The organism is Dactylosporangium sp. NPDC000244, from assembly GCF_040300725.1.
Lineage (GTDB): Bacteria > Actinomycetota > Actinomycetes > Mycobacteriales > Micromonosporaceae > Dactylosporangium.
The window spans coordinates 40,240-54,625 of sequence record NZ_JBEPEH010000013.1 but is presented as its reverse complement, the minus strand read 5'-3'; the positions used below and the strand labels follow the sequence as shown (position 1 = coordinate 54,625).

Sequence of the window (14,386 nt, the reverse complement as noted above, 5' to 3'; positions counted from 1 at the left end):
ATTCACGCTAGAAGTGCCGCGGCGGTTCGGGCTCACGGTTTCATGCCACCGTCGCCTATTGGTCACGTTGGGTTGATCGGCTAGCCGGGTGCAGGGGTGGCAGGCGTATGGCAGGGTGGGACAGTGTCCCTGACCCCCAGCTCTCCGACCAGCGCGCCGCTGCCGCTGCACCGGGCGGCGCGCATCGAGGACGCGTTTCACGGCGTCCTGGAGCGGCGGCTGCGCCGGCGGGGCTGGAAGGTCGCCGTCACCGCATACACCGGCTACGGCTCGGCCGCGACCGACACCCGGCCGGGCTGGGTGCGGGTCCTCGGCCGGGTGCTGCTGGCCCGCATCGACCCGAAGCCCGGCAAGCGGCTGAAGAAGCTGCGCGGCTGGCGCTCGTTCACCGCCGTGTCGGTCAGCAACGCGCTCGTGCGCATCGAGGTCGGCGGGCGCACCAGCGAGGTGCGCTGCGACCGGGGCGGGTTCGTCGACTTCGTGGTCGAGGCCGACCTGGCCCCCGGGTGGGGCACGGTGACGCTGCAGTGTGAGGACAGCGCCCCCGTCGAGGCGCCGATCCGGATCATCGACCCCGTCGCCACCCGCTTCGGGATCGTCTCCGACGTGGACGACACGGTCATGATCACCACGCTGCCGCGGCCGCTGCTGGCCGCGTGGAACACCTTCGTGCTCGATGAGCACGCCCGGGCATCGGTACCGGGGATGGCGGTGCTGTACGAGCGGCTGGTCAATGCCAACCCGGGCGCGCCGGTCTTCTACCTGTCCACCGGTGCCTGGAACGTGGCGGCGACCCTCACGCGGTTCCTGTCCCGGCACCTCTACCCGGCCGGGCCGCTGCTGCTCACCGACTGGGGACCCCAGCCGGACCGGTTCTTCCGCAGCGGCCAGGCGCACAAGCAGGCCACGCTGTCGCGGCTCGCCCAGGAGTTCCCCGACATCCAGTGGCTGCTCGTCGGCGACGACGGCCAGCATGACCCGGAGATCTACGCCGAGTTCGCCGCGGAGCACCCGGACAGCATCGCCGCGGTCGCGATCCGGCACCTCTCGCCCACGCAGGCGGTGCTGGCCGGCGCGTTCCCGGGCGTGGCCGGCAGCCCGCGGCGCTTCCCGCCCAACGACCGGCGCTGGCTGAGCGCCCCGGACGGTGCCGGCCTGTGGCGCCTGCTGCGGGACACCGAGATCCTCTAGTGCTTTCTCGCCGCCGTTGAGCTCATCGGCGCGCCGACCTTCTCGATCAGGTCGTGCAGCACCTGCTCGGACTGGTCGTGCGGGACCTGGCAGGTGCCCGCGGCGAGGTGGCCGCCGCCGCCGTACCGCAGCATGACCGACCCGATGTCCGTCGGGGACGTGCGGTCCAGGATCGACTTGCCGACCGCGAAGACCGTGTTGAGCTTCTGCTTGCCCCAGATGACGTGGATCGAGACGCGGGCCTCGGGGAAGAGCGCGTACACCATGAAGCGGTTCCCGGCGTAGATCGTCTCCTCGTCGCGCAGGTCGACCACGACCACGTCGCCGTGCATGTGCGACACCCGGCGCAGCTGGTCCACGAAGAGGTCCTGCTGCTCCCGGAACAGCTCGGCCCGCTCGGCCACGTCCGGCAGGGCCAGGATCTCCTCGACGTCCTGGTGGTCGATGCACGCGTCGATGAGCTGCATCATGAGCTGGTAGTTGGAGATCCGGAACTGGCGGAAGCGGCCCAGCCCGGTGCGGCTGTCCATCAGGAAGTTCAGCAGCGTCCAGCCGGTCGGCTGCAGGATCTCGGTGATGTCGTACTGCGCGGAGTCCGCCCGGTCCACAGCGACCATGAGCTCGTCGGAGACGTGCGGGAAGCGCTCGGCGCCGCCGTAGTGGTCGTAGATCACCCGGGCCGCCGACGGGGCATCCGCGTCGATGACGTGGTTGGTCGCCTGCCCATGCTGGAGTTTGGCGGCGCGCAAGGTCTCGGAGTGATGGTGGTCGAAGACCAGGTGGGCGCCGGGGGCGTACGGCAGGTTGGTGAGGATGTCCGTCGGCCCGACCTCCACCGCGCCGTCCTGCACGTCCTTCGGGTGCACGAACGTGATGTCGCCGATGAGGTCGAGGTGCCGCAGCAGGACCGCGCAGACCAGTCCGTCGAAGTCGCTGCGGGTCACGAGACGGTACTTCACTGCTATTCCCCCTGCGACGGAAACGGCCGGTCGACGGTTGCCCCATCGGCCGGCCGGTCGCGCGTCTGAGGATTACAGGATCGACAGGTGCACGTGATTCGTGTGGTCACTGGAGGGATCGCCGGCGACGCCGCTGTAATGGTGCCAGCCCACGGCCGGGGTCCAGATCTCCTTGAACCAGATGACGTACATGACGCCGAGCTGGTTCGCGTTCTTCACAAAGTACGCGGCCAGCGTGCTGCCGTAGACGAAGTCGTCACCGGAGGCCACGCCACCGAATCCGCTCTTCGTCTGGACCGAGAAGTCGCAGGCCCGGCCCTTGGGGTGCTCGTACGGCCCGCTCGGGCGGAAGCACGCGACGAACCGCTTGAAGCCGTCCTTCTGCGCCTCCTGCATCGCGTGGAGCATGCGCGGGGTGATGCAGCCGGTGGTCGTGGGGTCCTTGACGCTGCACGACTCCTTCGGCAGGCCGCCGCTGGACGTGCGCGGCACCGGGTCGGCGCTCGGCAGGTTGGCGGTGACGAAGCCCTTGCTCGGCCCGCCGGCCAGCTTCAGGGCGGTCTCCGCGTCCTTCTTCTTCTGCTCCATCGTCTGCACCTGCTGCTGCTGCGCGGCGACCTCGTCCTCGAGCGCCTTCTTCTGCGCGGCCTGGCTCTCCTTGAGCCCCTTGAGCTCGTGCAGCAGGTTGTCGTTGTGGTGGGCGATCTGGTTGATGGTGTCGGCCCGCTCGGCGAAGCTGTCAGGGGTGCCGGCGTCCATCAGCGCGGCGAACGTCGTCAGCGGGCCGGTGCGGTAGGCCGCGACGGCGATGGCGGCCACCTGCTCCTGGACCGTGGCCAGCTGGGCCTCGGTCGCCTGCAGCTGCGCGGTGAGCTCGCCCTGCCGCTTGACGGAGGCGTCGAACTTCTCCTTCGCCTCGGACCACGCGCGGGTGCTGTCCTCGAGCACGGACCCGAGGGTCGGGTTCGCGCTGGCCCCCTCGTCGCCGGTGTCGCCGCCGGGCTCGGCCGCGGCGGGCGTGGCGGCGAGCCCCCCGACTACCAGAGCCGCCAGCAGCGCGACGATCATGCGCCGGTAGGGATGTCGCGATGACATCTGGTTCGTTGTTCCTTCCGTCGGCCGCCGACCGAGTTAGCTGACGGGTTCGGGACGGAACGATCCCTACCGCCCCTCCGATCGGAGGAAGGGCGGACTCACCCCAACGTAACGGTGGGTCCCCGGCTCGCCACGTGCGGCGATTGGGCGGCAGCCCCGCCCGGCGCCGGGGGCGGCGCCTGCTGGACGTGACCGTGGGTCACTGTACCCAGGGCGCTTCTTTTGCGCACCGCACCGTTTGTGCGGAGATCTTTATGACCAGCGATAAGTGACGCAGATCACTCGCGGTGGCCGGGCCTCAAGGCAACCGTAAATATTCTTCATAAAAAGATGACGTTCGCTCCTCCGAGCCGAAGTGCCTGGTCATATGGGCTGGTCAATCGGCTGGTTCAGAAGGAGTGATCAACGGTGTCGAGAGTGCGCCTGCTGGCGATGCTCGCCGCGGTGACCATCGCGGGCGGGGTGGTCGCGGTGTTCAACATGCTGCCCGCCTCGGCCGCGTCGTGCAGCCCCGCGTGGCAGTCCTCGGCGGTCTACACCGGAGGCGCGACGGTCTCCCGCAACGGCCACAACTACCTCGCCAAGTGGTGGACGCAGAACGAGGCGCCGCCCGGGACCACCGGGGTGTGGCAGGACCAGGGCTCGTGCGGCGCCGGCGGCGGCACGCCGACGACCAAGCCGCCCCAGACCGGCTCGGCCGGCGGCTGCAGCTTCCCGGCCTGGGTGCAGGGCCGCAACTACGTGACCGGCGACATCGTGAAGTTCACGGACGGCAAGTTCTACATCGCCGAGCACGACAACCCCGGCTACAGCCCCGTGATCAGCACCTGGTTCTGGGACCCGTACACCTGCTCGGGCACCGGCGGCGGTGGCGGCGGCACGACTCCGCCTCCCTCCAACGGCTCCTTCGTGGTCAGCGAGGCCCAGTTCAACCAGATGTTCCCGGGCCGGAACTCCTTCTACACCTACTCGGGCCTGGTGGCGGCGCTGTCGGCGTACCCCGGCTTCGCGAAGACCGGCTCGGACGCCGTGCGCAAGCAGGAGGCGGCCGCGTTCCTGGCCAACGTGAACCACGAGACCGGCGGCCTGGTGTACGTCGTGGAGCAGAACACCGCGAACTACTCGCACTACTGCGACACGAGCCAGTCCTACGGCTGCCCGGCCGGCCAGTCGGCGTACTACGGCCGCGGCCCGATCCAGCTGTCGTGGAACTTCAACTACAAGGCCGCGGGCGACGCGCTCGGCATCGACCTGCTGCACAACCCGAACCTCGTGCAGACCGATTCCGCCGTCGCCTGGAAGACCGCCCTCTGGTACTGGAACACCCAGAGCGGCCCCGGCACCATGACCCCGCACAACGCGATGGTCAACGGAGCCGGCTTCGGCGAGACGATCCGGAGCATCAACGGCAGCCTGGAGTGCGGCGGCCGCAACCCGGCGCAGGTCCAGAGCCGCGTGGCGGCGTACCAGCGCTTCGTGTCGATCCTGGGCGTGGGAACCGGGGCCGGCTCGCTGTCCTGCTGATCTTTCTCCCTCCGAACCCGGCGGCGGCCCTCCCATGGGGTGTGGGAGGCCGCCGCCGGGCGTTTTCGCGCCCGGGCGCGCCGCTCGGGAAACGCGCGCGAAGTCGAGGGGGCGGGCAGGGTACCCTGTTGGGCGCGGGCTGCTAGCTCAATGGCAGAGCTGCGGACTTTTAATCGTCGGGAATCACGGCTTCGCGCCGAATCCTACTGCGATTACCTGCACAAACCGGTGGCTTGACTATCCACTGTGGACTCGAATTGCTCCTAGGTTGCTCGGCTGTTCGAGTGGCTATTCGTCGCTCCCATCGCGTGCATCATCGGTATTTCAGGAGCCTTCCGTACCGACCGATGCGCCGGTGAGTCTCGCGGGCTGGATTGGCTGTGGCGCCTGACAGCAGCGAGACCTTCCGGGCGCACGGAAAGCGCTCAATGGCGTGCGCCCGGTATGAATTCAGTCTTCGGCACGCGTGGGGCGCTCTCGAACCAGCTGTAGCGTGAGCTCGGTGCGGGAACACACGCCGAGATCGGTGTCGCTGAGATCGCGATGGATGCTGGGCCGATCCGCAGCGCGGGCGGCGCGTCGATGGCGAGCTCGAAGGGGCCGCGGCGTAGGTTCTGCGTGGCGGCAGGCTCGGCGACGATGACCTGTGCGGTCTTGTCTGTTCGTAGCCTGCGCTTCCAGTCGGATCCCGTGCGGCATACACGCCGCCAGCCTGTGATTGGGTCGTACGAACGGCTGCTGCCGTCCGAGCGTGGACAAGGTATGAAGGTCGATGTGGATTCTGCCGAGGAGTTGGCCCAAAGTGGCCTGATGCGCGGTGACCTGCTGCTGGCTGACGCGTTGGAGAGCTTGCGGGAGCAGCTCAAGGAGGCGATCGACCGTGCGCAGGGTGACGACCTGTCCTTCACCTGCGAGAGTGTCGAGCTACAGCTGCAGGTGGTCGTCACCAACACCCGCAAGGGCGAGGCTAAGGCCGGCCTGTGGAGCGTCATCACCGTTGGCGGCGGCATGGATCACGCGACTAGCGCGACGCATGTCGTCAAGCTCGTTCTAAAGCCAGAGCTCAGCGATAGTGGTAACAAGCTCAAGTTGAGCGACGACTGAACGGCGTATGGTCCACGACGTCCACTCCCGTGTGGTCGAGGTCCTGCGCACTGGCACCAGCACGGGGCGCGGCTCCGGCTACGCCGTGACCGTTGACCTCGTTCTGACCGCAGCACACGTCGTCGCCGACGACACCGACGTGTGTGTCGTCGCCGGCAACGAGGAGCTGTCGGCCACCGTCGTCTGGCGCGACAAGATCCTCGACGCGGCGCTGGTGCGGGTGCCCGCCCAGCCCTGGAACGGCATCGGCACATGCTGGGCCACACTCTCCGGCGCGCGCAGAGTGGGATGCACCGCCATCGGCTATCCCAGGGTGCAGAAGACCAGCGACGGCATGCGCGTCGAGGAGCACATTGAAGGGTTCATCATGCCCGCCACCGGGCGCCGGATCGGTCGGTATGCGGTCAACGTGACCAGCGCATTACCTCACGAGCGAACCCGAGCCGACTCGCCTTGGGCGGGCATGTCCGGTGCCGCTGTGCTCACCGACGACGGTAGCCAGATCCTTGGCGTGCTCACCGACGACCCGACCGGGTTCCAGTCGTCGCGTCTCGAAGCTGTCCCGGTCGCGGCTCTGCTCAATATCCCCAGCTTCGCCGAGCTAATTGGCGCCGATCCTACTGCCTTGGTTACGCTGCCTGAACATTTCGATAGGCAGCCAGCGCCGCTATCTGCAGGCACCTCGCCGGCACAGCTGAAAAGTCATGCTATCCAGCGATCGGGATGGCTGATGCGTGGCGCTGCTGGTGCTGACACGCGTCAGCACTTTGCGTTTCGTGCTCGCGGTCAGCGTAGTCGCGTTTTGAGCGCGGACCTTTTCCGCGGTCGCGCCGCGGCGGTGGCGGCTGTCACCGGTTGGTTGACCGCTGCCCAGCCGCCCGGGCGCCCTATGGTTGTCACCGGCCTTCCCGGCGTCGGAAAGTCCGCCGTGCTTGGTCGCGCTGTGCTGGCGCTCGAGGCGGAAGACCGTTGGTGTGGCGTCGCTGTGCATGCCCACGCGGCTGCTGCCGCCGACGTCGTGTCCGCGATCGCCGCGGCCATAGGCATCGCCGACACAGCGGACGTCGACCTCTTAATTGATGCCTTGGACCATGACGACGATGTCCCGCCGTTCATGTTGGCCGTTGATGCGCTTGACGAGGCTAATACCCTCACTGACCAAAACTTGATCATCGAGCTTCTGAATGATTTGGCTCGGCTGCCAAATGTGCGTGTGGCAGTTGCGACGCGGCGAATGGCCGTCGATGACCGCTTTGGGGTTGGTCGCCTACCCGCTGCTCTTGGTGTCACAAGCTTGGACAGCCCGAACCTGGTTGATCTCGACAGCGACGCATTCTTCGACCCGGACGGGCTCCAGGCATTTGCCAGAGCGGTGCTCACGCAGGAGGGTATGCGTCGTCCGGCTCCAGGCGATGCGGCGTGGACGGCTTACCGAGCGCATCCTGCGCTCGCGGACCGTGTCGCTGCTGCCGTGGCACACGCAGCCGACCGCAACTATCTGGTTGCAGCATTAACCGCTACACATTTATCTAGTCAGGATGCAATCGTTGATCCCGCTGCTCCCGGATTCCGTGAGGACGCTATTCCGACCACCGTGGAGGAGGCGGTTAGTAAGTACCTTGACCATGAGGCAATCGAGCGACGAGCTCGCATTCGGGGGTTGCTGACTGCATTGGCCTACGCCCGTGGTGGAGGCCTTGATGATCACCAGTGGATGATATTCTCGGCCCGGCTGGGCTATCCGGTGGGACAGGTCGATTTGGATGCACTCCGCGATTCGCCCGCCGCCGATTACCTGCTTCATACCGGCGCTGCCGATCGAGGACGGGTAACGCGACTGTTCCACCAGGCCCTGGTTGATGATCTGCTCCGTCGACGCGGCAATCGGCCCAGCGACGAGCGCGCCCTCTTCGAGGCCTTGCTACCGCCCGCGGGTGTCGCCTGGCCTGACGTCGATCCATACACGCGTAGCCATATCGCCGAACACGCCGTCGCTGCCGGCAGCCTGCCGCGGTTGCTGCATGACGAGCATTACTTGAGCGTGGCTGACTTGGACCGGCTTCTGCCGTTGCTGCCGGGGCGGCCAGAACCGCCTGACGCCGAAATCATTTCTGTTCTACGTACTGCTAGCCACTGGATTCGTGCGCTTCCACCTAATCGGCGTGCCGCGTTGCTTTCCTTGACTGCCGCAAGGCTGGGCATGTCTGACCTATGCCAAAGGTTCAATCTGGCAGGTGGCCAGTACTTTTCTGTTGCATGGGCACACAGCCTCGGTGCTGCACATCAGGTGATCGATACCGGGCCAATAGCTTCGGTGGCGATCGGTCGGCTTACCCATGCCCGTGACGTTCTTGTCGCGGGACAGCTTGACGGTACTGTCCGGTTGTGGAACCCCGCTACTGGTCAACCGGTGGGCCATCCGCTCAAAGGACATAGTCGGCCGGTGAGCACGATGACGCTCGGTCGGCTCGCGGATGGCCGTGACATTCTTAACACCAGCGATGACAGCGGGAACGTTCATTTGTGGGATCTGGGCACCGGCCGCCGGATCGACGATCGGTTTAAGGGGCGTCTTCGGCATACCCACGAAGTGACGCTCGGCCAGCTGGGCAATGGGAGCGATATTCTTGCCGCGATCACCGAGGGCGGTACGGTCCAGTTGTGGGATCCGGCTACCGGCCAACACATGAACGACTTGCTCACCGATGACGCCGCGTCGGTCTGGGCATTAGCGATTGGGCGGCTCGGGGATGGCCGTGACGTCCTTGCTACCGCAGGGATGAACGGTGATATCCAGCTGTGGGATCCGATAACTGGCCAGGCGATCGGTGAGGCGCTTATCGGTCATGCCGGGGCGGTCGAAGTGCTTACCTTCAGCCATTTATGCAACGGTCGTATCATCCTGGCCAGCGCGGGCCGCAACAGTGGGGTTATCCAGATATGGGATACGCACAGCAGGCAACTCAGCGCTGTTCTGCTCACCGATCATTCAGACGCCCTGCGTACGTTGGTTTGCGGCCGGCTTGGCGAAAGCCGGGACGTTCTTGTCACTCACGGTGAAAATGGCATCGTTCGGTTGTGGGACGCGGGCACCGGCCAATCAATTGAAGATCCGCTCACCACGCATCCCGTCCGGGTAAGCGCAGCGGCCCTCGGCCGACTGACCGGCGGCCGCGATATCCTCGCCGCTGCCGGAGTTGACGGCATCGTTCGGTTGTGGGACTTGGGCACTGAGCAACTCGGCACAGACCGTCTCCCCGGTCACATCGCCTCAGTGGGTGCGACGGTCTTCGGCCAGCTACGCGACGGCCGGAATGTCCTCGCTACCAGCGGCAACGATGGGACCATACGACTGTGGGACCCGGCGACCGGTCGACCGGTCGGCAACGCACTGACTGGCCACACCGATCCGATACATGCAATCGCGCTGGGAGGATTGGGCGATCGCGAGATTCTCGCCGTCAACACTGACAACGATGGCACCGTGCAGCTGTGGGAAATTGCCACTGGCCAGCCTGTTGGGCTTCTGCTGACCGGCCATCGCGGTTGGACGACGGCACTGGCCCTCGGCCGACTGCGCGACGGCCGGGACCTCCTCGCCACCGCGGGCCTAGACGGCGTGGTCCGGATGTGGGACCTGGGCACCGGCGTGCAGATTGCTGACTCGCCTAACTCCCACACAAACTTGGTGCGAGGAATGGTGCTCGGCCGGCTGTGCGATGACCGCGACATTCTCATCACGGGCAGTTTCGATGGCACAGTCCAGATCTGGGATCCTGCTACGGGTCAGCCAGACGGCGAGCCAATTGTGCGTTTGGCTATTCCGGTCTGCGCTGTGGCTCTCGGTCGGCTGGGAGGTCGCGACATCCTTGCTATCGGTCGCAATGACGGCGAAGTGTGGCTGTGGGACCCGGCTGCACGCCGACCGGTCGGAGATCCGCTCACGGGTCATAGCGCGCCGGTACACGCAGTTGCGTTCGGTCGGCTGGGAGACCGCGACATCCTTGCCACTGGTGGCATTGACAGCACCGTCCACCTGTGGCACCTCACACCATCACTACAGAAGGCGGCCGTCTTAGATGTGGCCACACCTGTGTCTGGACTCGTCGTCTGCGACCATGGCGTTGGCATTGCGAGCGGAACGGGCCTGAGTATGTGGATGGCGACTTCGGTGCACGCCGGTTGGCCAACGGCTGCCGCACCGGAACGGCTGTTATGAGCGCCGCAGGCGGACCGAATTTCGGCTGAGTGGCTGCTGCGCCCTTTCCGAACCTGGTGTGCCAATGCGTGATACGAGCCAGTCCGAATCATGACGGTTGATCAGCCAGGCTGTCGATGTGGCCGGCCCGACGCTCGCCGTCCCGGTCGGCGTCGCACCGCGAGCGCGGTGGAAGGTTAGCTCTGCCGTCACGCGGACGCGCGGCGGAACACGTAGACGCCAGTAACCGCGCTGTCGCCTTGGGCGCCAACCGTGGATAGCGAGACGAGGTTCCAGCCGATCCATTCGATGGTGTTGATGATCTCGTTAATCTCCTGGCCGTGCTCGGCATCAGTGAGCGCGGTGGTCAGGTCGAGCGTGACCCGTAAAAGCTTGTAGCCGACGCAATGCAGTTCGGTGCCATGCGTGCTCAGGTCGGCCGCGTACGACCTATTGTCGCAGGCCCTCGTGTAGTGCCCTGTCCGGCGGGTGCGGTACGCCGTGTCTCGGCCAGCAGGTAGCCCAGCGCTGCGTACAACGCCTCGAACTGGCTGATGGTCAAGTCGTGTCCGTGCGCGTCAGTGACGAATTCCGGATGCGCGTCGGTTTCGGCGAGGAAGCCCGTAGCCGCGAGACCCAGAGCGTCATCAGGCACCGGGGTCACCATCAGCCCCAGGAAGGTCTGGCGTCCCTGGCTCTGCCACAGCGACGCTGTGATCCCGATGCCAGAACGATCGTCACCGGATACGACTACTTGGCGGGACGAGTGCGAACGGCCATCGCAGCCCCCGGCCTCGCCCACGCACCACGACGGATGCACCACGATCCCAATCCTCTCTGTGTCATCGGTGGAACCGCCGACGACCGCCCTTTCAGGCCTAATGGCGTGCCGGCGGAGGCCTGTGCCGAGTCGATGTCAGCGAAGATCGTTGGATTCGCTGCTTTTCGATCTCATCGACGACGCTACGATCCCCGGCGGGAACCAGTCCACGATGTTGCGCATCGTTGCGGAAGGTCAGCTGAGCTCGCCGAGCGCGGCACGGACGATGGCGCGTGCTGGCTCGCCGTAGACCGCGACCGACTGCAGGTGTTCGAACATTTTGCTGTAGAGTTCGATCTCCTGCGGGCGGCTGACCTCGATGTTGGCGGTGGGTGTCTCGAGCGCGACGAGATGGTCATCGAAGATCCAGAAGCCAGCGGATGCAACGCCGCCGCGTTCCGTCATGAGCGGGATGATGCCTACCGAGACGGTGGGCATCGACATGACGGTCAGCAGCCGTTCGAGTTGGCCGGCTTGGACGGTCGCGCCGCCGAACCAGGTGCGGAGCGCCTGCTCTTCGAGGACGACGAGGAAGCGCGTGCCGCGCTGGTGGATTACCCGCTGGCGTTCCATCCGGACGGTGACGGCCTCCTCGACGTCGTTCGGCGTCTGCAGGAAGCCGATCCAGAACGCGAGCATGGCGGCGCAGTACTCGGCGGTCTGGAACAGGCCTGGGATGACATTGTGCTCGTAGATGCGGAAGACGGTCGTCTGCTCGTAGCGGGCGAGTGTGTGCGCTCCAAGGACATGCTTCATGCCGGCGCGGCCTTGCCGACGGAATTCGATGTAGGCAGACTTCAACGCCCCTAGCGTGGCGAGCAGATCGGGGACCTGACTGTCTGCGCTGCATGCCTTGCACCATGCGGCGATGTCGGTTGGGGTCGGGGGCTGTACGCCATGTTCGATCCTGCTGACGCGCCAATACGGCTGACCTGTCGCGGCAGCCAACGCCCGTCCCGTCAGCCCGGCGCCTTTGCGGAGCTCCCGCAGACGCGCTCCCAGGTCCTCCTGCGCCTGACGGGCTGCGCTAGACGGGCTGGTACTCACGATGGGGAACAGCCAGTGTCCACACCGACTCGAACGCCTCCTCGCACAGCTGGATGTGGGCCGGGTCAGTCGAAGTCTGATAGTCGGCGTTCAGCCCGTTACCTGCATAGATCAAGAACACCACGAGCCGGCCGTCCAGGACATAGAAGTCGTTGCCGGGGATGCCGATCGTGGAGACAAGCCGTCGTGAGATCCAGCGGATGTCTTCACCTGCATCGACCATCGGCTGCGCGATGCTGTAGGACCACCGCTGATAGTCGCTGAGGGGCTCCGACACGATTCGGGCCCGCCGCACAGACGCTCCAGCGTCCACGTGCGCGCGAACGTTCTCGCACCAGTCTTGGAGCCAATCGAGGTCGTCCGGCTCACCCCGTGACCACTTGGCCATGTACGGCAGCTCGGTCTCGGTCCCGTATGCGTCGCGGGTCTCCAGATGCAGTGCCTCCCGCTCGAACGTCTGCAGCAGCTCACCGAAGCGGGCTTCACTGATCGACAGCACCATGCTCCTCGAAAAACTGGATCATCCTGTCCGGAATCTCCACACATGCCTCCCCGGCTGGGATATCCATCTGTGAAAGCGCATCTCGGTCCGTCACGACCCAGCCTTGCACGACCCAGCTTCCCCGGTCAGTTCGATAGACCGTCGGGGAGCCGGAAGGATTCGAGTCTGGGTCCTTCCCGACAAACGTGAGGCGCACAGGTCACTCCAATCGTTGATGTTGCGGATTGTTGCGCTATCGCCGTCCATCGTTGGAACCTCACCGCTACAAGGTCAAGCATGTTGCGCAATATTGCGCCAACCCCGCACCTGCCCAGAGAACCCGGAGGGCGATACCGCGCGCACCGGCGGCACCCACGGCAACGGCCATCGTGCAGAAAAGGGCTCACCAGCGCGCCCGGGCGCTGTCCCGGACTAACGGCAAGCCCTACTGATTACGGGTGTGGTGCGCCCGGGAGACGTCGGTCCATCGCTGGTCGGTTGTCATGTGTTGCTCGGCCTCAGTCACGGCGTTCTGATACGTGTCGTAGGTCCGTAGCCATCGCCGGCCCTCGGACCCGCCGAGCCGCAGCTCGAGTTCGAACTGGTCGCCGTCGGAGCGGATGTAGACGTCACGGCGATTCAACCGGCCCCAGCTGCCGTTCCACCAGTGATGGAGTACCCGTCCGTCCACCCAACCAGCATATTCGAACACGCGTTCTAGATGTGGCGTCGGGGGGTGATCACCGGGCTGATTCGTCAGCCAGCGCCTTGCTAGCGAGCGGGCTTAAGACGCGACGGAGACCGGGTGTCGACGCGTCGGAGCGCGCACCTTGCGGTGTGATGGTGCCGTCGGCGAGGATGGGCGGCCCGGTATTGATCGACGATGTCTTGGTTGCGCTGGCTCACCGGCATCACGTCGTTGGTCCGAAGGTGAGACTGTCGCTGGGGAGGATGGGCGGCGATGGCAAGAGCAATCGATGCTGACAACTTCGGTGCGTGGCTGATCAAGTGCGACCCGCTGGTGTGGGACTTCCCGGGCTTCATCGAGGACGGCAACGATCTCATCCAGGACACGTGGTCTCTGCATCAGAACTATCGGAGCGACATGATGCAGTTCGGCGACCGGATTTTGTTCTGGCTGTCGGGGACGCAGCCGAAGTTTCCGAGAGGGATCTGGGGTGCAGGCTATGTCGTGGGCGAGGCCGGCGGTGTGGCTGGTTTCGCCGACGATGCGGACGAGTTCAGCTACTGGCTCGACGAGGACGCCCGGCTGGCGGTCAGGTACTGCGTGCCGGTGTACATCCCGCTGCGGCTGGACGCACCGGTGACCGACGCCGCGCTGCGCGCGGCGGGCATCGACGATCTGGAGGTCCAGCGGATGCCGAGCGGTAGCAACCCGTCGTGGGTTTCCCTCGACCAGCTCGCGAAGCTCGACGTGCTGCTTGGGGCCTGGCCCGAGCCGCCGGATGCGTTGGCCGAGATCACCGTGACCGATCAGGGTGCCGGCTTCGGCGATCCTCTACAAAACCAGGCGGTCGAGGACGCCGCGATGGACGCGGCTGTCCAGGCGTATCAAGACGACGACTGGAACGTGGCGGACGTCAGCACGGACAAGCTCGGCTGGGACCTCACCTGTACGCATCCCGACGGCAGGACCGCCAAGATCGAAGTCAAGGGCGTCAGCGCAAGCCGCCCCACGGTGCTGCTCACCGCTAACGAGCTGCGCGCGGCCACGGACGAGCACGACTGGGTATTGCTGGTGGTCACCCACGCGCTCAGTGCCACACCCAAGATCACCGAGTACAGCCGGGAAGAAGCCCTGGCCGTCGCAACGCCATACGTCTTCCGCGCAGACCTCGACACCCTGCGGCGCTAGCTCGAGCAGTACGTGGGGTCGATCTCCAGAACAGCTGCAGCCTTACCGCTTCCGCAGCCCGTGACCGGTCAAACTCATCGACGAGTTTCCG

The 14,386-nt window shown here is 65.8% G+C and carries 11 protein-coding genes and 1 riboswitch; of the genes, 5 read left to right on the top strand and 6 right to left on the bottom strand.

Annotation, left to right across the window (positions count from 1 at the left end; translation table 11 throughout):
* The first annotated feature begins 129 nt into the window (after positions 1-129).
* Positions 130-1,191, top strand: a complete 1,062-nt coding sequence (locus ABT369_RS19725) for an App1 family protein phosphatidate phosphatase (protein WP_350614034.1) — start codon at positions 130-132, stop codon at positions 1,189-1,191.
* Here the strand turns inward: ABT369_RS19725 and ABT369_RS19720 are convergent.
* Complete coding sequence (locus ABT369_RS19720) at positions 1,188-2,150, bottom strand: exopolyphosphatase (protein WP_350613747.1); 963 nt, start codon at positions 2,148-2,150, stop codon at positions 1,188-1,190. The two genes, ABT369_RS19725 and ABT369_RS19720, sit on opposite strands and share 4 nt — an antisense overlap.
* Before the next feature lie 72 nt (positions 2,151-2,222).
* Positions 2,223-3,245, bottom strand: coding sequence for a coiled-coil domain-containing protein (locus ABT369_RS19715; RefSeq protein WP_350613746.1), 1,023 nt, complete (start codon positions 3,243-3,245; stop codon positions 2,223-2,225).
* 9 nt (positions 3,246-3,254) lie between these two features.
* A riboswitch (cyclic di-AMP (ydaO/yuaA leader) is annotated at positions 3,255-3,405 on the bottom strand.
* A gap of 248 nt (positions 3,406-3,653) precedes the next feature.
* Between ABT369_RS19715 and ABT369_RS19710 the strand changes: the two genes are divergently transcribed.
* From ABT369_RS19710 to ABT369_RS19700, 3 genes are all read left to right on the top strand, one after another.
* The gene (locus ABT369_RS19710; protein WP_350613745.1) at positions 3,654-4,769 is read left to right on the top strand and encodes a glycoside hydrolase family 19 protein; all 1,116 of its coding nucleotides are present in this window, start codon (positions 3,654-3,656) and stop codon (positions 4,767-4,769) included.
* 762 nt (positions 4,770-5,531) lie between these two features.
* Entirely contained in the window at positions 5,532-5,873 is a 342-nt protein-coding gene (locus ABT369_RS19705; protein WP_350613744.1) for a trypco2 family protein, read from the top strand.
* Between the two features lie 7 nt (positions 5,874-5,880).
* Positions 5,881-10,092 carry a trypsin-like peptidase domain-containing protein gene (locus ABT369_RS19700; protein WP_350613743.1) on the top strand — a complete coding sequence of 1,404 codons (4,212 nt, stop codon included), beginning with the start codon at positions 5,881-5,883 and terminating at the stop codon, positions 10,090-10,092.
* A 409-nt stretch (positions 10,093-10,501) separates the two neighbouring features.
* Here the strand turns inward: ABT369_RS19700 and ABT369_RS19695 are convergent, their stop codons facing one another.
* The 4 genes from ABT369_RS19695 to ABT369_RS19680 all read right to left on the bottom strand — a co-directional run bounded on the left by ABT369_RS19695 (position 10,502) and on the right by ABT369_RS19680 (position 13,110).
* Positions 10,502-10,894 carry a hypothetical protein gene (locus tag ABT369_RS19695; protein ID WP_350613741.1) on the bottom strand — a complete coding sequence of 131 codons (393 nt, stop codon included), beginning with the start codon at positions 10,892-10,894 and terminating at the stop codon, positions 10,502-10,504.
* A 192-nt stretch (positions 10,895-11,086) separates the two neighbouring features.
* Positions 11,087-11,938, bottom strand: a complete 852-nt coding sequence (locus ABT369_RS19690; protein WP_350613739.1) for a helix-turn-helix domain-containing protein — start codon at positions 11,936-11,938, stop codon at positions 11,087-11,089.
* A complete protein-coding gene (locus ABT369_RS19685; protein ID WP_502891799.1) occupies positions 11,919-12,437 on the bottom strand; it encodes a DUF6879 family protein in 519 nt (172 codons plus the stop codon). Before ABT369_RS19685 ends, ABT369_RS19690 begins: the two co-directional genes overlap by 20 nt.
* Positions 12,438-12,864: 427 nt before the next feature.
* Complete coding sequence (locus ABT369_RS19680; RefSeq protein WP_350613735.1) at positions 12,865-13,110, bottom strand: hypothetical protein; 246 nt, start codon at positions 13,108-13,110, stop codon at positions 12,865-12,867.
* 270 nt (positions 13,111-13,380) lie between these two features.
* Between ABT369_RS19680 and ABT369_RS19675 the strand changes: the two genes are divergently transcribed.
* The gene (locus tag ABT369_RS19675) at positions 13,381-14,295 is read left to right on the top strand and encodes a protein NO VEIN domain-containing protein (RefSeq protein ID WP_350613733.1); all 915 of its coding nucleotides are present in this window, start codon (positions 13,381-13,383) and stop codon (positions 14,293-14,295) included.
* The last annotated feature ends 91 nt before the right edge of the window (positions 14,296-14,386 follow it).

What these genes read in the sequence shown, in the direction of transcription:
- ABT369_RS19675 (WP_350613733.1), top strand. Translation starts at nt 13,381, where the DNA reads ATGGCAAGAGCAATCGATGCTGACAACTTCGGTGCGTGGCTGATCAAG.
- ABT369_RS19715 (WP_350613746.1), bottom strand. Translation starts at nt 3,245, where the DNA reads ATGTCATCGCGACATCCCTACCGGCGCATGATCGTCGCGCTGCTGGCG.
- ABT369_RS19705 (WP_350613744.1), top strand. Translation starts at nt 5,532, where the DNA reads ATGAAGGTCGATGTGGATTCTGCCGAGGAGTTGGCCCAAAGTGGCCTG.
- ABT369_RS19700 (WP_350613743.1), top strand. Translation starts at nt 5,881, where the DNA reads ATGGTCCACGACGTCCACTCCCGTGTGGTCGAGGTCCTGCGCACTGGC.